Below are 18,682 nucleotides of genomic sequence, written 5' to 3' on the forward strand. Positions count from 1 at the left end.
GCCAGCCGCACCGACGCACCCCCGGCACCGGCCGCCGTACCGCCGGCGCCACGGACCTCGCCGTCCGCGCCCCGCGCGGACCCCGAGCCCTCCGGCCCCGGCTCCTGCGTACGCTCCGGCGACCGCAGCACCCCCAGCATCGTCCGCAGCTCGTTCAGCGCCTGCCGGCCCATGTCACCCACCAGCGCCGCGTTCTTCGACGCCTTCTCCGGATCCTTCAGCGCCACCGCCTGCAACGCCGCCGCGTGCACCACCATCAGCGACACCCGGTGCGCCACCACGTCGTGCATCTCGCGCGCGATCCGCGTCCGCTCCTCGCTGCGCGCCCACTCCGCGCGCTCCTCCGCGCGGTCCGCCAGCAGCGCCAACTCCCGCTCCAGACCGTCCGCCCGCTCCCGCAGCGACTCCACGAGCCGCCGCCGCGCGCCCACGTACAGGCCCATCAGCACCGGCGGCGCCGTCACACCGATCCCGATCAGCACCGAGATCGCCGGGATGAACCACGCCGGCGGATCGAACCCCGGGTCCTGCCCGACGCTCTGGTGCAGCCGTACGAGCAGGACGATCACCACCGCCACCGCCTGCATCGCCGAGAGCAGCACCGTGATCCGGCGCGGGACCCCCGAGGCGACGGCCAGGCTGTAGAGCCCGACGAAGCCGAGCAGGAACCCCATCTCCGCGGGCGACAGCGCGATGGAGACCAGCACCACCGCGATCGGCCAGCGTCTGCGCAGCACCAGCACCGACCCCGCCACCAGCCCGAGCAGCACACCGGCCGGCGTCGGCAGCCCCGCCTCGTCGGCGAAGTTCACGCCCTGCACGGCGCACTCCGCGGCGGAACACAGGCCGAGCGCGATGTCCAGCGCGGCGCTCCGCCGCCGCGTCCACCACCACGGCCCGCCGACGGTCCGCGTCTCCCCCGTCTCGGTCATACGGACCAGCGTACGACCGGTGGGCGACGGGTTTTCCGGCTCGTGAAGGAACCGTCGATTCCGTCGCCGGAACCGTACGTTCCGCACAACAGCAGCCCCCGGCGGTACACACACCGAAAACGGCCGTTCCTCGCTCGAACTGGCGAACAACGCACGGTTCCGGCACATAACGTCCCAAGCCGGCGGAGGCTTGCGCCATGGTCCACGCGAAACCCCAACTCAAGGCCCGCGCACGGCGGCTGCGGCGCGTGGGGCGTACGTACGACGAGATCGTGGCCGAACTGGGAGTGGCGAAGAGCTCGGTGTCCCTGTGGGTGCGCGACCTCCCCAAGCCCCGCCCCTCACCGGAGCGCATGCACGTGATGAGCGAGGCCCGGTGGGCGCCCTACCGCGCCCGGCGCGACCGCGAGCGCACGCGCGCACTGGAAGCCGCGAAACGGGAGATCGGCACCCTGACCGACCGCGAACTGTTCCTGATCGGGGTGGGGCTGTACTGGGCGGAGGGGACGAAGCGCAAGGCCCACCAGCCGCGCGAGAAGGTCACGTTCGTCAACAGCGACCCCGGCATGATCACGGTCTATCTGGCCTGGCTCGCCCTGTTGGACGTCCCGCCCGGAGACGTACGCTTCTCGGTGATGATCCACGAGTCGGCGGACGTCGCGGGAGCGGAGCGCTACTGGGCGGAGCTCGTCGGCCGCGACACCGCGGACTTCGGGAAGACCACCCTCAAGAAGCACAACCCGAAGACGGTCCGTAAGAACGTCGGGGCCGACTACAGAGGCTGCCTCGTCGTGCGGGTCCTGCGATGCGCCGGTCTCTGCCGCCGCATCGAGGGCTGGTGGTCGGGGATCGCCATCGCTGTTCCCCGGAGCCTGCCCGGCTCCCACGGGTCGGGTAAGGTCTGACGCGTCGATCCCCTGTGGTGTAACCAGGCAGCACCCCAAGTTTTGGTCTTGGTAGTCAAGGTTCGAATCCTTGCGGGGGAGCCGGAAGTTCGAATACGGGCCCCCACCCCTTCCCGAGGTCGGGGCCCGCTCTCGTGTCCGGAAAGGGGCCCTCACGTAACCCACCGGTATCCTGCGGGTGTTCCCCCTGACCCCGTAGCCGAAGGGCACATCCGTGAGCGTCAACCGCCCGGCAGCCGTCGTCGTACTCGCAGCGGGTGAGGGCACCCGCATGAAGTCGGCGACGCCCAAGGTCCTGCACGAGATCTGCGGCCGTTCCCTTCTCGGCCATGTCGTCGCCGCCTCCCGCAGTCTGTCCCCCGAGCATCTCGTCGTGGTCGTCGGCCACGCACGGGAGCAGGTGGCCGCGCATCTCGCCGAGGTGGACGCCGACGTGCGTACGGCCGTGCAGTACGAGCAGAACGGCACCGGCCACGCCGTCCGCATGGCGCTGGAGGAGCTGTCGGGCAGCGGTGTCGCGCTCGACGGCACGGTGGTCGTCACGTGCGGGGACACCCCGCTGCTGACGAGCGAGACGCTGCAAGCGCTGGCGGACACGCATGCCTCGGACGGCAACGCCGTGACTGTCCTGTCCGCCGAGGTGCCGGACTCCACGGGGTACGGACGCATCGTGCGCGATCCGGAGAGCGGCGCGGTGACGGCGATCGTCGAGCACAAGGACGCGACGCCGGAGCAGCGCGCGCTGACGGAGATCAATTCCGGAGTGTTCGCGTTCGACGCGCAGTTGCTGTCGGACGCCCTGGGCAAGGTGCGTACGGACAACAGTCAGGGCGAGGAGTATCTGACGGACGTGCTCGGCATTCTGCGCAGTGCGGGGCACCGGGTGGGCGCCGCAGTGGCGGGCGATCACCGGGAGATCCTGGGGATCAACAACCGTGTGCAGTTGGCGGAGGCGCGGGCGCTGCTGAACGGCCGGCTGCTGGAGCGGGCGATGCTGGCGGGTGTGACGGTGGTCGATCCGTCGTCGACGTGGCTGGATGTGTCGGTGTCGTACGAGCAGGACGTACTGGTGCTGCCGGGCACGCAGTTGACGGGTGCGACGCATCTGGCGGCGGGGTGCGAGGTGGGTCCGAATTCTCAATTGGCCGATACGGCGGTGGGTTCGGGTGCGTCGGTGAACAACACGGTGGCGTCGGGTGCGGAGATCGGCGCGGGGGCGAAGGTCGGTCCGTTCACGTATTTGCGTCCGGGGACGAAGCTGGGTGTGACGTCGAAGGTGGGCGGTTTCGTCGAGATCAAGAACGCGGAGATCGGCGAGGGTTCGAAGGTTCCGCATCTTTCGTACGTGGGTGACGCGTCGGTGGGTGAGCACAGCAACATCGGTGCGGCGACGGTGTTCGTGAATTACGACGGTGAGAACAAGCACCGGACGTCGATCGGTTCGCACTGCAAGACCGGTGCGGACAACATGTTCGTGGCGCCTGTCACGGTCGGGGACGGCGCCTATACGGCGGCGGGTTCGGTGATCACGAAGGATGTTCCGGCGGGTTCGCTGGCGGTGGCGCGTGGTCAACAGCGCAATATCGCGGGCTGGGTGGCGCGTAAGCGGCCGGGGAGCGCGTCGGCGCGTGCGGCGGAGAGCGCGCCGGAAGGTGCGCCGGGCAGTGCTTCGGAGGGCGCTTCCGGTTCGGGTGACGGCGCCGGGTGACCGTGGGTGCGCGGGCAGTTCGCAGGGCGGCTGACGAGCGCGGATGTTCGGATCCGGGTGCGCGGGGCCGATGGCCGGGGCGTACGGTTGGGACGCACGCACGCCCCGCGGAACTCAAGGAGACGGTGCAGTGACCGGGATCAAAACGACCGGCGAGAAGAAGTTGATGCTCTTCTCCGGCCGCGCCCACCCCGAGCTTGCGGAGGAGGTCGCGGAGCAGCTTGGTATCGGTGTTGTCCCGACCAAGACTTTCGACTTCGCGAACGGCGAGATCTACGTCCGCTTCCAGGAGTCCGCGCGTGGCGCCGACTGCTTCCTGATGCAGAGCCACACGGCTCCGATCAACAAGTCGATCATGGAGCAACTGATCATGATCGATGCTTTGAAGCGTGCTTCGGCCCGCAGTGTGACGGTGATCGTTCCGTTCTACGGTTATGCGCGGCAGGACAAGAAGCACCGTGGCCGTGAGCCGATTTCGGCGCGGTTGATGGCGGATCTGCTGCAGACGGCGGGTGCGGACCGGATTCTCACGGTGGATCTGCACACGGATCAGATTCAGGGTTTCTTCGACGGTCCGGTGGATCATCTTTTCGCGCTTCCGATTCTCGCGGACTATGTGGGCGAGCAGGTGGACCGGGACAAGCTGACGGTGGTCTCGCCGGACGCGGGCCGGGTGCGGGTGGCGGACCGCTGGGCGGACCGGCTGGGGGCGCCGCTGGCGATCGTGCACAAGCGGCGCGATCCGGAGGTGGCGAACCAGGTGACGGTGCACGAGGTCGTCGGCGATGTCGAGGGCCGGGTGTGTGTGCTGGTGGACGACATGATCGACACGGGCGGCACGATCTGTGCGGCGGCGGACGCGCTGTTCGCGAACGGCGCGGAGGACGTCATCGTCACGGCGACGCACGGTGTGCTGTCGGGTCCGGCCGCGGACCGGTTGAAGAACTCGAAGGTGAGCGAGTTCGTGTTCACCAATACGCTGCCGACGCCGGGCGAGCAGGATCTGGACAAGATCACGGTGCTGTCGATGGCGCCGACGATCGCGCGTGCGGTGCGGGAGGTCTTCGAGGACGGCTCAGTGACGAGTCTCTTCGACGAGCAGGCGTGAGCGACTGCTCGTACGCACCCCCGGCGCGCATCCCCTGCCTGCATCTCCTGAGCGAATCCACGGGCGCCCGCCCCGTGAACGCATCACGCTTCCATGAACGATCCGGTGAGCGACTCCATGTGCCGCTCCGTGAGCGGTTCGTGAGCGCTTCGTCGCCCACGGGCTGATCGATTTCCGCACGGCCTCCCCCGCCCCGTAGACTCCCGTTGTCGCTCGGCGAGGGAGGCCGTGTGCGTGCGCTGGTCGTACGGCATGGCTCATCCGTTATCGACGCGCGCTCTTCGCCAGGGTCTTCGCGGCTTGGTGCGCGGCCGGCTCTGCGGCGTGGCCGGTCTGTCGTGGACGGACCGAGTGACACCCCAGATACGGGATCCGTTTCGAGTGCGAGGAGCGCAGCATGGCTGACGTCAATCTTTCCGCGAGCATCCGTTCCGAGTTCGGCAAGGGCGCTGCTCGTCGTCTGCGCCGCGAGGAGAAGATCCCCGCGGTGATCTACGGCCACGGTGAGGACCCGGTCCACGTGGCGCTGCCCAGCTACGACATGATGATGGCGCTGAAGACGCCGAACGTCCTGATCCACCTGGACGTCGAGGGCAAGAAGCAGCTCGTCATCCCGAAGGCCGTGCAGCGCGAGGCGATCCGCGGCTTCCTGGTCCACGCGGACCTGCTGGTGGTGCGCCGCGGCGAGAAGGTCAGCGTGGACATCCCGATCCACGTCGAGGGCGATCTGGCTCCCGGGCAGAACCTGCTGGAGCACGTGCTGGTGGCGCTTCCGGTCGAGGCCGAGGCGACGCACATCCCGGAGTCGGTCACGGTGTCGGTGGAGGGCCTGGACGCGGGCGACTCGGTCACGGCGGGCGAGATCAAGCTGCCGAAGGGCACGACGCTGACCGTCGAGGAGGACGAGGTCGTCATCCAGGTGCTGGCGGCCCAGGCCGAGGAGCCGGCCGCGGACGAGGAGACCGAGGGCGAGGCGGAGGCGCCGAGCGAGGTCGCCCCTGAGTGATCCGGTTCCGGGGCGTGTTCCCGGTTCCGTTCTCCGACTGCCGCCGCGTTCCCCGGCCGCTCGGCCGGGTGGAGCGCGGCGGCGGTCGTTCCGCTGCCGTCGACCGACGAGTTTGTGAAGGGCCGTTCTGATGACGAGTGTTGCCGGTTCGGGTGGCGCCGGTGCCGCCGGTGGTGCGGGCGGCGGCCCGTCGGGGCCGTGGCTGGTGGTGGGGCTGGGCAATCCGGGCCCGGAGTACGCGGGCAACCGGCACAACGTGGGTTTCCTGGTGACGGATCTGCTGGCGGCCCGTATCGGGGGGAAGTTCAAGACGCACAAGTCGCGGGCGCGGGTGCTGGAGGGGCGGTTCGGTGCGCCGGGGTCGGCCTCGTCGTGCCGGGTGGTGCTGGCGCAGCCGATGTCGTACATGAATCTCTCCGGGGGTCCGGTGACGGCGCTGCGGGACTTCTACAAGGTGCCGCTGGAGCGGATCGTCGTCGTGCACGACGAGTTGGACATCGGGTTCGGTGTGCTGCGGCTGAAGCAGGGCGGCGGCGACAACGGCCACAACGGGCTGAAGTCCCTGACGAAGTCGCTGGGTCCGGGGTATTTCCGGGTGCGTTTCGGGGTGGGGAGGCCGCCGGGGCGGATGCCGGTGGCGGACTACGTGCTGAAGGACTTCTCCGCGCCGGAGCGCAAGGAGCTGGACTACTTCACGGATCGTGCGGCGGACGCGGTGGAGGCGCTGGTGCTGGACGGCCTGGAGCGGGCGCAGAGCACGTACAACTCGTAGGGCGGCGCGTACGGGCGCGCGCGGCACGGCTCGGGCCCCGGCCCAACGCGCCGGGCCTGTACGGGAGTTGACGCCGGAAGCCGGCGTCGAAGCCCGGCGGCGGCACGGCAACGGGGGTGCGCCAGGCGGCCGTTCGGGACGAGCCGGGCGGACCGGACGTTCCGCACCCGAGCGGGGTGCGGAGGTTGACCCTCCGGATGGTGTGCCCAAGGATCGCGGCCATGTCCTCTTCGTCCTCGCCCCCGTCGTCCCCGGCATCCCCTGCGGCGGAATCCTCCACGCGGCCTCCCCGGGCCAAGCGCAGCCGCACCCGCCGCGCCGGGGAGAGCATGTTCGGGGTGCTGCTGCTGACGCGCAACGTCGTGCTGTCCCTGGTCTCCGCGCTGCTGCTGGTGGCCGGCGGCTGGACGTCGTGGCAGACGGCGGGCCCGGCGCTGACCGGCGACGTACGGGGCACGGTACGGATCGCGGAGTGCACCGACGAGGAGTGCGCCGGAACGTTCATCCCCACGACGGCGGGCGGCGGTTCGCAGCCGCGGAAGGTGACGATCACCGAGTCCGCGTCCGGCAGGGTCGGCGAGCGGCTTCAGGTGGCGCTGAAGCCGGGCACCAAGGAAGCCGTACGGACGGGACCCTCGGGTGCGCTGTACGGCTCGGTGCCGCTGGGCGGTGCGCTGGTGCTGGCCTCGCTGGTGGTCGGCGGCGGGATGCGGATGCGGCGTACGGCGCTGGTGCTGGGGCTGCTGGGCGTGGCGCTGATGTGCGCCTCGTGGGCGGTGCTCCAGTACTGAACCGCCCCTCGGTACTGAACCGCCCCTGCCCGTCTGCGGATTCGGGCCCCGCACAGAGTCCGCGTACAAGCCCGTACACAACTGCGCGGCGCCGCACGGCGGTTGTGTCTCCCGCCGTGCGACGCCGCACCCGTCGCACCGTCGGCGCGTACGCCCGTACCTCCCGTACGTCCGTACGCCCCGCGTCTCAGCCGGTGTTGCGCAGTCCCGCCGCGACGCCGTTGACCGTCAGCAGCAGCGCACGGCTGAGCATCTGGTCGGGCTCCTCTCCGCGTTCGGCGGCGGCACGCTGCCGGTGCAGCAGCGTGACCTGGAGATAGGAGAGCGGGTCGAGGTAGGCGTCGCGGATGGCGAAGGTCTGCTTCAACACGGGGTTGGCGTCGAGCAGTTCGCGTTCGCCGGTGATGCCGAGCACTTCCCGTACGGTCAGGTCGTGCTCGGCCCGGATGGCGTCGAAGACGTGCTTCAGCTCGTCCGGTACGAGCGTGTCGACGTAGTGCTGCGCGATGCGCAGATCCGTCTTGGCGAGGGTCATCTCGACGTTGGCCAGGAAGTTCTGGAAGAAGTGCCAGTGTTCGTGGGCCTCTTGGAGCACCCCGTCGAGCCCGGCCTCGCGGGCCGCCTTCAGGCCCGTGCCCACGCCGTACCAGCCGGGCACGATCTGCCGCGACTGCGTCCAGCCGAAGACCCACGGGATGGCGCGCAGCCCGTCCAGTCCGGCGCCGCTGTCGGGCCGCCGGGACGGCCGTGAGCCCAGGTGGAGTTCGGCGAGCTGGTCGACGGGCGTCGCGGCGAAGAAGTACGCGGGCAGGTCCGGGTCTTCGACGAGCCTGCGGTAGGCGCCGTGTGCCGCGTCGGAGACGGTGTCCATCGCGGCGTCCCAGCGGGCGAGCGCCTCGTCGGACTGGCGGGGCGCGGTGTGCAGCGCGGACGCCTGGAGGGTCGCGGCGACGGTCAGCTCCAGGTTCTCCCGGGCCAGCGACGGCACCAGGTACTTGTCGGAGATGACCTCGCCCTGCTCGGTGAGCTTGATCTCGCCCTCCAGGGTGCCCCAGGGCTGGGCGAGGATCGCGTCGTGCGTGGGGCCGCCGCCGCGTCCGACGGTGCCGCCGCGTCCGTGGAAGAGCCGCAGCCGTACGCCGTGCCGGTGGGCGACGTCGCGGAGCCTGCGCTGTGCGCGGTGGATCTCCCACTGGGAGGTGGTGATGCCGCCGAACTTGGAGGAGTCGGAGTAGCCGAGCATGACCTCCTGGAGGTCGCCGCGGAGCGAGACGAGCTTGCGGTAGGAGGGGTCGGAGAGCATCGCGTCGAGGAGTTCGTCGGCGATCCGCAGCTCGTCGGTGGTCTCCAGCAGCGGGACGATGCCGATCTTCGCCCAGCCGGCGTGCAGGTCGATCAGGCCCGCCTCGCGCGCGAGGACGGCGGCGGCGAAGACGTCGTCCGCGCCCTGGCACATGGAGATGATGTACGACTCGATGACCTCGGACCCGAAGGTCTCCAGCGCCTTGCGGACGGTGCTGAAGACGCCGAGGGTCTTCGCCCCGGCCGCGTCCAGCGGCGCCGGCGAGGGCGAGAGGGGACGGCGGGAGCGCAGCTCCTTGGCGAGCAGCCGCTGCCGGTACTCGCGGGGCATGTCGAGGTAGCGCCAGGACTCCTCGCCGAGGCGGTCGAAGAGCTGCCCGAGCGCGTGGTGGTGGGCGTCGGCGTGCTCGCGTACGTCCATGGTGGCGAGCTGGAGTCCGAACGCGGCGAGGGTGCGCAGGACGCGCTCCAGGCGGCCGTCGGCGACGAGTTCGCCGCGGTGTGCGCGCAGCGACGTCTGGAGCAGCGTCAGGTCCTCGATGAGTTCGGCGGTGCCCAGATAGTCGCGCCCCTCGGCGTGGGGTGCGCCGGAGGCGAGCCGCTCACGGGTGTGGAGGAGCTTCTGCCGGATGCAGGTGGCCTTGAGGCGGTAGGGCTCCTCGGCGTTGAGGCGCTTGTAGCGGGGGCTGATCTCCGGCAGCCGTTCCAGGTCGTGGCTGAGGGAGTCCAGCAGTTCGGTGGTGGCGCCGCTGTTGCGGATGGAGTTGGACAGGGCGCCGCGCAGCTCGTCGACGTGCTCCAGGGCGTCGGTGATGCCGTGCTCGTGCTGGAGCAGCAGCACCTCCCAGGTCACGTCGGGGGTGACGTTGGGGTTGCCGTCGCGGTCGCCGCCGATCCAGGTGCCGAAGGTCAGCGGGCGGGTGCCGGGCGGCAACGGGGCGCCCGCGCGGTCGAGTTCGGCGGCGAGGTCCTCCAGTACGTCGCCGACGGCGCCGCGGTGCAGCTCGTCCAGGTAGTAGACGGCGTTACGGGCCTCGTCGGCGGGCTCGGGGCGTGCGACGCGCAGTTCGTCGGTCTGCCAGACGAGGTCGACGTTCTCGGCGAGCCGCAGATCGGTGCGTCCCCGGTCCAACGGGTCGTGGTGTTCGAGGAGTTCGGCGATCTTGCGGAGCTTGGTGAGGACGGAGCGCCGCGCCGCCTCGGTGGGGTGCGCGGTGAAGACGGGCCGCACGCCGAGGTTCCGTACGGTCTCGGCGAGATGGGCCGGGTCGGCGTCCTTGAGCATGTCGGCGGTACGGGAGAGGTTGCCGCCCTCGGCGGCGCGGCGGGCGCGCAGCTCCCGTCCGCGGTGCACCTGCTCGGTGACGTTCGCCAGATGGAAGTAGGTGGAGAAGGCCCGTACGAGCTTGGTGGCGGTCTCCAGGTCGGTGCGGCGCAGCAGGTCGGCGGCGGCCTCCCCGTCGCTGCGGGTCAGCCTCCGTACGCGCTCGACCAGGTCGAGCAGCTCCGCGCTCTCCTGACGTACGAGGGTCTCCCCCAGCAGGTCGCCGAGGCGGCGGATGTCGGCGCGCAGCGCGCTGGTGGACTCGGTGTCGGCGGCGTCGGCCGCGGTGCCGGCTGCGGACCCGTTTCCGCCCTGGTCGCGGGGGGTCTCGGCACGGTTCACATCGGCACTGCTCACAGGTGCGGCTCCTTGCAGCGTTCGCTTCGGGCAGGTCACGGACCGCGCTGTCCGGCGTCCCCAGGATATGCGCGGGGGTCCCGCCGTCCGTGGCGCCGTCCGATGGGTGAGCACAGGGCCGGGCGGCCCCGTACCCCTTGCCCGGCCGGTGAGGGCTGCCATACTTACGATGCCGTAGGTTACGGTTCCGTAGGCTCGCGTGGGCACGGGAAGGCGAACCGTGCGCGACGTTGAAGCCCCTTACCGCTCTGACAAGGGACATCTATGACCACCAGCCCCCCGGACGTACTCGACAGCTCCACCGGCGCCCGGAAGAAACCCTCCGACGAGACCGCCCCCGACTCCCCGCTCCCCTCCGCGACGCTGGGCGGCGAGAAGCGCCGCTCGGCCGAGCAGATCGCCCTGCTGGGCTTCATCGTCGTCCCCTTCGTGGCGCTGCTGGCCGCGGTGCCGCTGATGTGGGGCTGGGGCGTGAGCTGGCTGGATCTGGGCCTGCTCACGGCGATGTACTTCATCGGCTGCCACGGCATCACCATCGGCTTCCACCGCTACCTCACCCACGGGTCGTTCAAGGCGAAGCGGCCGCTGCGCATCACGCTGGCGATCCTGGGGTCGCTGGCCGTGGAGGGTCCCGTGGTGCGCTGGGTCGCCGACCACCGCAAGCACCACAAGTTCTCCGACGCCGAGGGCGACCCGCACTCGCCGTGGCGCTTCGGCGAGACCGTCCCCGCCCTGATGAAGGGCCTGTGGTGGGCGCACGTCGGCTGGATGTTCGACGAGGAGCAGACGCCGCAGCACAAGTACGCGCCGGACCTGATCAAGGACCCGGCGATCCGGGCCGTCTCGCGGCAGTTCGTGCTGTGGACCGCGGTCTCGCTGCTGCTGCCGGCCGTGATCGGCGGGCTGGCCACGATGTCCTGGCAGGGTGCGCTGACGGCGTTCTTCTGGGGCTCCCTGGTGCGTGTGGCGCTGCTGCACCACGTCACCTGGTCCATCAACTCCATCTGCCACGCGGTCGGCAAGCGGCCGTTCAAGTCCCGTGACAAGTCGGGCAACGTGTGGTGGCTGGCGATCCTCTCCTGCGGTGAGTCCTGGCACAACCTGCACCACGCGGACCCGACGAGCGCCCGGCACGGCGTGGAGCGCGGACAGATCGACTCCAGCGCCCGCATCATCCGCTGGCTGGAGAAGGCGGGCTGGGCGTACGACGTGCGCTGGCCGGCCCGCTCCCGTATCGACTCCCGCCGCAAGGAGCCGTCACGCCAAGCGGCATGATGGAGACCGTGCCGATCGATGACAGCACCGCCAAGCCCGCGAGAGCGGCCAGGGCCGCCAAGAAGGAGAAGCGGGCCGCCCGCCGCCGGATGAGCGGCAAGGAACGCCGCGAGCAGCTTCTCGACATCGGACGTGCCCTCTTCGCCGAACGGGGCTTCGAGGGCACGTCCGTCGAGGAGATCGCGGCGAAGGCGAACGTCTCCAAGCCGGTGGTCTACGAGCACTTCGGCGGCAAGGAAGGGCTCTACGCCGTCGTCATCGACCGTGAGATGCGGCAGCTTCTGGACATGGTGACCAGCGCTCTGACCGCCGGGCATCCGCGGGAGCTGCTGGAGCAGGCGGCGTTCGCGCTGCTCGACTACATCGACGTCTACACCGACGGCTTCCGCATCCTCGTCCGCGATTCGCCCGTGGCCCAGTCGACGGGCAACTTCGCGTCGTTGATCAGCGACATCGCGACACAGGTCGAGGACATCCTCGGCCGCGAGTTCAAGTCCCGGGGCTTCGACCCGAAGCTCTCGCCGCTGTACGCACAGGCGCTGGTCGGCATGGTCGCGCTGACGGGACAGTGGTGGCTGAACGTACGCAAGCCGAAGAAGGCCGAAGTCGCCGCGCATCTGGTCAACTTGGCGTGGCACGGACTGGACGGACTGGAGGCGAAGCCGCGGCTGATAGGCCACCGGCGTAGCTGATCGCGGCGCCGCGGGCGCCGACGGACACGCACACACAGGCGCCCCCGCTTCCCGGAGTCCCGGGGAACGGGGGCGCCTTGTCGTGCCGAGTGAGCCGAGCGAGCGGACGGCGGGTCAGGTCAGCGGGTGCCGACGAGCGCCGCCCACGTCTGCGGGCCGACGAGACCGTCCACGGTCAGCTTGTGCTCCTTCTGGAACGCCTTGACGGCCTTGTCCGTGACGGCGCCGAAGTTGCCGTCGACCTTCAAGCCGTGGCCGTAGACGTTCAGTTGCGTCTGCGCGGCACGTACGGCGTCACCGGACGAGCCCTGCTTGACCGACTTGATCAGCTTGGGCCAGGTCTTGGGGCCGATCTCGCCGTCGGAGACCAGGCCCGCACCGGACTGGAACGCCTTGGCCTGCTCGACGGTCTTGGCGCCGTAGTCGCCGTCGGCGGCGGTCATATGCCCGTGGGCGCGCAGCAGATACTGGGCGGTGGTGACGTCCGCGCCGTTCGCGCCCTTGGTGAGCATGGGCCACTTCGCGGTGGGCGGTGCCGGGGTGTCCGGCGGGGCGTCGCCCGACAGCTTCACGGGACGGTAGGGCTTGTACTCAGAGCCGGAGTCGAGTCCGTAGTCCAGCACGCGGTGGTCGGTGCCATGGCTGCCGCGCTGCTCGAAGGCCGAGTAGGCGCTGTGCGAGGAGTCGGTCCACTTCTCGAAGATCACCACGTGGCGTGTGGTGTTGGAGCCGTCGGCGTCGATGAGCAGGTCGCCGGCCTTGAGGTCGCCGAGGCCGATGGGGGTGGTGATGCCGCGGTCGCTGGCGAGGCCGACGGTGTTGGGGCCGGGCTTGGACAGTCCGAGCGTCATCGAGACATAGCCGGAGCAGTCCTGCCGGTAGCCGTCGGTCCAGGTCTTGGTCTGGCTGTAGGGCACCTGGGAGCCGTTGTTGGCGGTGAGCCAGGTGGCGGCCCGGTCCAGCATCTCCTTGGGACTCAGCTCGGCCTTGGCCTGCTGCTCCGCGGTGACCTTGGTCTTGGCCGGTGCGTCGGCGAACGAGGACGGTACGGCGATCGCGCCGACGAGCGCGACGCCGCCGGCGACGGCTGTGGCTGCGAAGAGTCTGGCCCGGCGGCTCAGTGTGGACATGAGCACGGCGGCACCTCCTGCCTGTGGGGGGACGGTGGGGCGTCGTGCCCGGTGCGGATTCAGGGGCCGACGGAGCACATATGGTCGTGCATGTTCATGCCATCCCTCGGAGCCGGGCTAAATTTTCACGCTTTCGTCACATCCGGAATCGCCGGTCGTCCCGCTAAGACCGACAATCCGGGCCATCGCGAAACCGCCGATTCCGCTTCGGATTTCGTGAGGTGGGGCCCTGTCCCTGCGGTCAGCGGGACGCGAACTCGTCGAGCGCGGCGCGGATTTCGGCGCTCGTCGTCTCGCTGCCCAGATGACCGGCGTCCTCGACGACCACCAGACGCGCGTCGGGCCAGGCCCGTGACAGCTCCCACGCCGTGTCCAGCGGACCGCCCAGATCGAAGCGCCCGTGGACGAGCACGCCGGGTATGCCCGCCAGACGCCCCGCGTCCCTGAGCAGCGCCCCCTCCTCCAGCCACGCGCCGTGCGCGAAGTAGTGCGCGCAGATGCGGACCAGGGCGTGCCGGGCCTCCCGCGGCCGGTCGCCGTACGTCTTCGGGGCATCGCCCGGCGCCTCCATGGAGAGCACCGCGTCCTCCCACCGGCACCACGCGTCGGCGGCAGCGGCCCGCACCGCGGGGTCCGGGTCCGCCATGCGGCGCGCGTAGGCGGCGAGGACGCCGGGGAGGTCCGCGTCGGGGTCGGCTTCCGGTACGTGCGCGTGGAAGCGGTGCCGCTCCTCGGGGAAGATGCGCCCGGCGCCCCGGTAGAGCCACTCGATCTCGTAGCGCCGCGTCGTGGTCACCGCGGGGATGACGATCTGCGAGACGCGCTCCGGGTGCCGCTCGGCGTAGGCGAGGATCAGCGTGGAGCCCCACGAGCCGCCGAACAGCAACCACCGTGCGATGCCGAGGTGTTGACGCAGCAGCTCCATGTCGGCCACGAGATGGGCGGTGGTGTTGTGCCGCATGTCCGTGGCCGGGTCGGCGGCGCTCGGGGTGCTGCGTCCGCAGCCGCGCTGGTCGAAGGTGACGATCTTGTACCGCTCGGGATCGAAGCGCCGCTGCGCGACGGTCCCGGACCCCGACCCGGGCCCACCGTGCACGAGCAGCGCGGGCTTGCCGTCCGGGTTGCCGCACACCTCCCAGTGCACGCGGTTGCCGTCCCCGACGTCGAGCATCCCCTGCTCGTACGGCTCGACGGGCGGATGGAGATGACGCGTATCGGGGCGACTGGGCATGCGTGATCCTTCCGGGCGGGGGCGCGGCGGAACACTACGGAGGGCGGACGGGACGGGCAATCCGTATACGGCTACGTATACTTGGCGCATGGCCGACTCGATGATCCGCGTGCCCGCCGATGTCCGCGACCGCCTCGCCGAACTGGCGAGAGACCGCGGGGCCTCCATCGGCGCCATAGTGGGCGAGTACGCCAACTCGACGCCCACGAAACGGGAGATGGTCGCCAAGGCCGCAGAGGCGAAGCAGGTCCTCTACGAGCTGTCGGGGTATGACGCGAGCGAGGAGGAGGAGCAGGCGTCCCTCGCCGAGCTTCAGCGGCGCATCGAGTCCCTCCGGTGAACGGCCGCCGCTTCGTCTTCGACGCGTCCGCGCTCCTCGCCGCCGGTGCCGGCGACCGCCTCGCGTCGACGCTGATCCACCAGTCCAACTTCCGTCCCGAGTGGTCGTTGTACGTACCGCTGGGGGCGCTGATCCAGGCCGAGTGGGACCGCAAGGGCATCGCGGAGCACTTCGCCGCCCTGCCGGGCGTGGTCTTCGTCGAGATGGACCTTCCGGCCGCCCTGTCCGTCAGCAAGGCGAGCCCGGACGCATGGGCGGAGTCGCACGTCGTCCACGTGGCCACGCCCAGTCCGCTCTCGCCCGTCTCGCCGAGCGGCGCGACGGTCGTGACCGTACGTCCCGAGCTCTATCCGGAGCTGCGCACCCTGGACATCAGGCCGTAGACGTCTCGACGGGCTCCAGGAACTCCAGGCGGTTGCCCACCGGGTCCTCGGAGTGGAAGCGGCGGTGGCCCGGGAGGTCCGTGTCCCAGGTGACGGGGGCGCCGGAGGCGGCGAGGCGGGCGGCGAGGGCGGTGATGCCGTGGACGCGGATGCCGGGGTGGGCCTTGCGTGCCGGGCGGAAGTCCCGTTCGACGCCGAGGTGCAGCACGACGGTCCCCGCCGCGAACCAGCAGCCGCCGCGTACGGCCAGCGCCGCCGGCTTGGGGATCTCCGTCATGCCGAGGAGGTCACCGTAGAACGCGCGCAGGGTGTCCTCCGAGCCTGCGGGGACGGCGAGTTGGACATGGTCGAGGGCTTCGATCGGGCATCCCGCCCCTGCGCCGGTCACCGCTTGACCGCCACGACGAAGATCCGGCGGAAGGGCAGCACCGTGCCCCGCGCGGGGTCGCCGCCCAGCGGCGGATACGCCTCGCGCAGCAGCCGCCCGTACTCGGCGGTGAACTCCTCGCACGCCTCCGGGTCGTCCGCGAGCAGCGTGAGGACGGGACGCAGGGCCGTGCCCTTGACCCAGTCCAGTACGGGGTCCTCGCCGTGCAGCAGATGTGCGTACGTCGTCTCCCAGGCGTCGGTCTCGCAGCCCAGCGCGTCCAGTCGCGCGAGGTAGTCCACCGGGTCGAGGACGGAGGCGTCGCGGCTCGTGGCGCCCAGACGGCCGCGCCAGCGCGGGGAGTTGCGCAGCTCCAGCAGCAGGGTGTGGCTGGGGGCGCCGAAGTTGCCCGGCACCTGGAAGGCGAGGACGCCGCCGGGCGGCAGCCCGCGTACCCAGTCGGGGAAGAAGCGCGTATGGCCGGCGGCCGCAGTTCCTCCGCCGGGCGCTCCGTCGTCGTCGGCGGCGCCGACCCACTGGAGTGCCGCGTTGGAGAAGATCAGGTCGAACTCGCCCTCGCGGGAGGGCTTCCAGGCCGCCAGGTCGGCGTGGGCGAAGTCGAGGCTGCCGCCTCCGGACGTACGCCCGGCGTGGGCGCGGGCCTCGCGGAGCATCGCGGAGGAGTTGTCGTAGCCGGTGATACGGGCGCCGGGCCAGCGCTCGGCGAGCGGCAGGGACGGGCCTCCGGGCCCGCAGCCGAGGTCGGCGATGCGCGGGCTCGTCTCGTCGGGCAGGGCGGGCACACGGGCGAGCAGGTCCGCGACGGGGCGGGAGCGGTGGCCGGAGTGCCGTGCGTACTGATGCGGGTCCCACACTGGCGTCGTCATGGTGGGCAGCCTCCAACGAAGGTATCTCGATGTCAAGAGACTTCATGTCGACACAACTACTACACTGATCACATGGAGGACGAGGTCGACCGACTGGTGGCAGCATGGCGCCGCGAGCGCCCGGACCTCGATGTGGGGCCGTTGGAGGTGCTCAGCCGCGTCAGCAGACTCGCACGGCACCTGGACCGCGCGCGCCGCATCGCCTTCTCCGAACACAGCCTGGAACCTTGGGAGTTCGACGTCCTGACGGCGCTGCGCCGCGCGGGCACGCCGTACCAGCTCTCGCCGGGACAGCTCCTCACCCAGACCCTCGTCACCTCCGGGACGATGACGAACCGCATCGACCGGCTCGCCAAGAAGGGCCTCGTCGAGCGGCTGCCCGATCCCAGCGACCGGCGGGGCGTGCTGGTACGGCTCACCACCGAAGGCCGGGACCGCGCCGACAGCGCCCTCGCCGCCCTCCTCGCCCAGGAACGCGCGATCCTCGCCGAGCTCTCCTCCGCCCAGCGGGCCGAACTGGGCTCGCTGCTACGGCAGTTGACGGCGCCCTTCGACAACATCCCGGGCTGACGGGCCACGTACCGGTGCCGGGCGGAAGCTCCCGCCCCCGGCTCGTCAACTCGCGTATGACGAACGGCAGTTGGGGCGCACAGTGCGCCGCGGCGCGCCGGGGGTGCCCCGCTGCGGGCGGGGACGCGGAGCCCGTAGCATCCGTGCATGGGCGGACGTCATTCGGATCGATTCGCGGGACGCACCGTCCTCGTCACCGGCGGAGGCGCGGGCATCGGGGCCGCCACGGCCCACAGACTCGCCGATGAGGGCGCGGCCGTGGTCATCCTCGACAGCGACGAGGAGTACGGCCACCGCACGGCCCGTGAGATCACCGCGTCCGGTGCCCGTGCCGCGTTCGTGCTCGGCGATGTGACCGACGAACCCGCGTGGGCGCGGGCGGTGCGGGTCGCCAACGAGGGGTTCGGGCCCGTCGACGGACTCGTGAGCAACGCCGGGCTGATGCTGCCCGGCCCGGCCGGTGAACTCTCGCTCGCGGACTGGCAGTGGCAGCTCGGGGTCAATCTGACCGGGGCGTTCCTCGGGCTGCGGGCCTGCCTGGAGGATCTGCGCGGGCGGCGCGGCGCCGTCGTGCTGACCTCGTCCGTACAGGCGCTGATGGGGCTGCGGGAGCGTCCCGGGTACGCCGCGGCCAAGGCCGGGCTGACGGGGCTGGGCCGGCAGCTCGCCGTCGACTACGGGCCGCAGGTCCGCGTGAACTGCGTGCTGCCCGGGCCGATCCTCACCGGTGCGTGGGAGGGCACGAGCGAGCGGGACGCGCTGCGCACCGTGGAGCAGACCGTGGCGGGCCGCTTCGGCGAACCGGACGAGGTGGCCGCCGCGATCGCCTTTCTGCTCTCCGACGACGCCTCGTATGTGACGGGGCACAGCCTCGTCGTGGACGGCGGCTGGAGCGTGTACAAGACCTCGCTCTGAGCGGCGGCATGCGACCCGCGGCCTGCGGACTCCGGCCTGCCGTCTCCGGAGCCTGCGCGCTCAGTGTGCGGCGCTCGGCTCCAGGTCCACGGGGCCCACCCCGGCCCGGCGTGCCAGCGCGACCGCCGCGAGCGTCGAGTGGACGCCGAGCTTTCCCAGCACGTTCTGCATGTGCGTACGGACGGTGTGCGGGGAGAGATACAGCCGCTCGGCGACGGCCTTGCGGCCCAGCCCGGCGACCATGCAGCGCAGCACCTCGCGTTCCCGCGGCGTCAGCGACTCCACGAGGCGTTCGCTCTCGGTGCGGTGCTTGCGGGAGGCCGTCAGCTCCTTCAGTACGCCCGTCAGCAGCGCGGGCGGCAGATGTGTCTCGTCCTTGAGGACGCCGCGGATGACCTGGAGCAGCCGGGAGAGCGAACAGTCCTTGGCGACCCAGCCGCCCGCGCCCGCCTGGAGCGCCGCCGCGGCCTGGCGCGGGTCGTCGCGTTCGGCGAGGACGACGGTGCGCACACCGGGGTGGTCGCTGCGTACGGCGCCGACGAGCGGGATGCCGCCCGTGGGGGAAGGAGTCGCGGACGACGTGGCCCCGGGCGGCGGGGCGTTCAGCCGTGTGGGAGGCGAACCGGCGGGCGGCTGCGCCCAGTTGGACCCGTTCGCGCCGGGGCTTCCGGGGCTGCCGGCGCCTGG

The 18,682-nt window shown here is 71.0% G+C and carries 19 protein-coding genes; 12 read left to right on the forward strand and 7 right to left on the reverse strand.

The features are described from left to right. Positions 1-932: sensor histidine kinase (locus AN218_RS06910; protein WP_107421377.1), on the reverse strand; the 932-nt coding region annotated here is incomplete at its 3' end. A gap of 197 nt (positions 933-1,129) precedes the next feature. On the opposite strand from AN218_RS06910, the gene AN218_RS06915 reads away from it, so the two are divergent. From AN218_RS06915 to AN218_RS06940, 6 genes are all read left to right on the forward strand, one after another. Next, positions 1,130-1,837: a hypothetical protein gene (locus tag AN218_RS06915; RefSeq protein ID WP_070015877.1), complete on the forward strand. Its 708-nt coding sequence runs from the start codon at positions 1,130-1,132 to the stop codon at positions 1,835-1,837. 214 nt (positions 1,838-2,051) lie between these two features. Next, entirely contained in the window at positions 2,052-3,545 is a 1,494-nt protein-coding gene (gene glmU / locus AN218_RS06920) for a bifunctional UDP-N-acetylglucosamine diphosphorylase/glucosamine-1-phosphate N-acetyltransferase GlmU (protein ID WP_070015878.1), read from the forward strand. 130 nt (positions 3,546-3,675) lie between these two features. Next, positions 3,676-4,653 carry a ribose-phosphate diphosphokinase gene (locus tag AN218_RS06925; protein WP_070015879.1) on the forward strand — a complete coding sequence of 326 codons (978 nt, stop codon included), beginning with the start codon at positions 3,676-3,678 and terminating at the stop codon, positions 4,651-4,653. Positions 4,654-5,050: 397 nt separating this feature from the next. Further along, entirely contained in the window at positions 5,051-5,659 is a 609-nt protein-coding gene (locus AN218_RS06930; RefSeq protein WP_070015880.1) for a 50S ribosomal protein L25/general stress protein Ctc, read from the forward strand. 130 nt (positions 5,660-5,789) lie between these two features. Continuing rightward, a complete protein-coding gene (pth, locus tag AN218_RS06935) occupies positions 5,790-6,431 on the forward strand; it encodes an aminoacyl-tRNA hydrolase (protein ID WP_070015881.1) in 642 nt (213 codons plus the stop codon). Between the two features lie 221 nt (positions 6,432-6,652). Then, positions 6,653-7,222: a hypothetical protein gene (locus AN218_RS06940; protein WP_244900323.1), complete on the forward strand. Its 570-nt coding sequence runs from the start codon at positions 6,653-6,655 to the stop codon at positions 7,220-7,222. Between the two features lie 187 nt (positions 7,223-7,409). Here AN218_RS06940 and ppc read toward each other — a convergent pair whose 3' ends face one another. Further along, positions 7,410-10,205, reverse strand: coding sequence for a phosphoenolpyruvate carboxylase (gene ppc / locus AN218_RS06945; protein ID WP_070015883.1), 2,796 nt, complete (start codon positions 10,203-10,205; stop codon positions 7,410-7,412). Positions 10,206-10,469: 264 nt separating this feature from the next. Here ppc and AN218_RS06950 point away from each other — a divergent pair, with 264 nt between their 5' ends. Next, positions 10,470-11,480 (forward strand): acyl-CoA desaturase, encoded by a 1,011-nt coding sequence (locus tag AN218_RS06950; protein ID WP_070015884.1) that lies wholly within the window; start codon positions 10,470-10,472, stop codon positions 11,478-11,480. Further along, complete coding sequence (locus AN218_RS06955) at positions 11,480-12,172, forward strand: TetR/AcrR family transcriptional regulator (RefSeq protein ID WP_244900327.1); 693 nt, start codon at positions 11,480-11,482, stop codon at positions 12,170-12,172. Before AN218_RS06950 ends, AN218_RS06955 begins: the two co-directional genes overlap by 1 nt. Positions 12,173-12,291: 119 nt before the next feature. Here AN218_RS06955 and AN218_RS06960 read toward each other — a convergent pair whose 3' ends face one another. Together AN218_RS06960 and pip are read right to left on the reverse strand one after the other, a co-directional pair. Next, positions 12,292-13,302 (reverse strand): peptidoglycan-binding domain-containing protein, encoded by a 1,011-nt coding sequence (locus AN218_RS06960; protein WP_070015892.1) that lies wholly within the window; start codon positions 13,300-13,302, stop codon positions 12,292-12,294. A gap of 241 nt (positions 13,303-13,543) precedes the next feature. Beyond that, entirely contained in the window at positions 13,544-14,533 is a 990-nt protein-coding gene (gene pip, locus AN218_RS06965) for a prolyl aminopeptidase (RefSeq protein WP_070015886.1), read from the reverse strand. Between the two features lie 88 nt (positions 14,534-14,621). Between pip and AN218_RS06970 the strand changes: the two genes are divergently transcribed. After that, positions 14,622-14,873 (forward strand): hypothetical protein, encoded by a 252-nt coding sequence (locus tag AN218_RS06970; protein WP_070015887.1) that lies wholly within the window; start codon positions 14,622-14,624, stop codon positions 14,871-14,873. Then, on the forward strand, positions 14,870-15,256 hold the full coding sequence (locus AN218_RS06975) for a PIN domain-containing protein (RefSeq protein ID WP_070015888.1): 387 nt from the start codon (positions 14,870-14,872) through the stop codon (positions 15,254-15,256). Before AN218_RS06970 ends, AN218_RS06975 begins: the two co-directional genes overlap by 4 nt. Here AN218_RS06975 and AN218_RS06980 read toward each other — a convergent pair. Together AN218_RS06980 and AN218_RS06985 are read right to left on the reverse strand one after the other, a co-directional pair. Continuing rightward, entirely contained in the window at positions 15,246-15,644 is a 399-nt protein-coding gene (locus AN218_RS06980; RefSeq protein ID WP_244900324.1) for a VOC family protein, read from the reverse strand. The genes AN218_RS06975 and AN218_RS06980 overlap by 11 nt on opposite strands. Then, a complete protein-coding gene (locus tag AN218_RS06985; protein WP_070015889.1) occupies positions 15,641-16,510 on the reverse strand; it encodes a methyltransferase domain-containing protein in 870 nt (289 codons plus the stop codon). The genes AN218_RS06980 and AN218_RS06985 overlap by 4 nt, the downstream gene beginning before the upstream one ends. A gap of 72 nt (positions 16,511-16,582) precedes the next feature. Between AN218_RS06985 and AN218_RS06990 the strand changes: the two genes are divergently transcribed. Continuing rightward, on the forward strand, positions 16,583-17,080 hold the full coding sequence (locus AN218_RS06990; RefSeq protein WP_070015890.1) for a MarR family winged helix-turn-helix transcriptional regulator: 498 nt from the start codon (positions 16,583-16,585) through the stop codon (positions 17,078-17,080). A gap of 147 nt (positions 17,081-17,227) precedes the next feature. Beyond that, entirely contained in the window at positions 17,228-17,995 is a 768-nt protein-coding gene (locus tag AN218_RS06995; RefSeq protein WP_070015891.1) for an SDR family NAD(P)-dependent oxidoreductase, read from the forward strand. Between the two features lie 60 nt (positions 17,996-18,055). Here AN218_RS06995 and AN218_RS07000 read toward each other — a convergent pair. Then, a partial coding sequence (locus tag AN218_RS07000) for a helix-turn-helix transcriptional regulator (protein WP_244900325.1) occupies positions 18,056-18,682 on the reverse strand: 627 nt, incomplete at its 5' end.

This window comes from Streptomyces nanshensis (genome assembly GCF_001751255.1).
Taxonomy (GTDB): Bacteria; Actinomycetota; Actinomycetes; order Streptomycetales; family Streptomycetaceae; genus Streptomyces; species Streptomyces nanshensis_A.

What these genes read in the sequence shown, in the direction of transcription:
- AN218_RS06915 (WP_070015877.1), top strand. Translation starts at nt 1,130, where the DNA reads ATGGTCCACGCGAAACCCCAACTCAAGGCCCGCGCACGGCGGCTGCGG.
- AN218_RS06930 (WP_070015880.1), top strand. Translation starts at nt 5,051, where the DNA reads ATGGCTGACGTCAATCTTTCCGCGAGCATCCGTTCCGAGTTCGGCAAG.
- pth (WP_070015881.1), top strand. Translation starts at nt 5,790, where the DNA reads ATGACGAGTGTTGCCGGTTCGGGTGGCGCCGGTGCCGCCGGTGGTGCG.
- AN218_RS06940 (WP_244900323.1), top strand. Translation starts at nt 6,653, where the DNA reads ATGTCCTCTTCGTCCTCGCCCCCGTCGTCCCCGGCATCCCCTGCGGCG.
- AN218_RS06950 (WP_070015884.1), top strand. Translation starts at nt 10,470, where the DNA reads ATGACCACCAGCCCCCCGGACGTACTCGACAGCTCCACCGGCGCCCGG.
- AN218_RS06955 (WP_244900327.1), top strand. Translation starts at nt 11,480, where the DNA reads ATGGAGACCGTGCCGATCGATGACAGCACCGCCAAGCCCGCGAGAGCG.
- AN218_RS06960 (WP_070015892.1), bottom strand. Translation starts at nt 13,302, where the DNA reads ATGTCCACACTGAGCCGCCGGGCCAGACTCTTCGCAGCCACAGCCGTC.
- pip (WP_070015886.1), bottom strand. Translation starts at nt 14,533, where the DNA reads ATGCCCAGTCGCCCCGATACGCGTCATCTCCATCCGCCCGTCGAGCCG.
- AN218_RS06970 (WP_070015887.1), top strand. Translation starts at nt 14,622, where the DNA reads ATGGCCGACTCGATGATCCGCGTGCCCGCCGATGTCCGCGACCGCCTC.
- AN218_RS06985 (WP_070015889.1), bottom strand. Translation starts at nt 16,510, where the DNA reads ATGACGACGCCAGTGTGGGACCCGCATCAGTACGCACGGCACTCCGGC.
- AN218_RS06990 (WP_070015890.1), top strand. Translation starts at nt 16,583, where the DNA reads ATGGAGGACGAGGTCGACCGACTGGTGGCAGCATGGCGCCGCGAGCGC.
- AN218_RS06995 (WP_070015891.1), top strand. Translation starts at nt 17,228, where the DNA reads ATGGGCGGACGTCATTCGGATCGATTCGCGGGACGCACCGTCCTCGTC.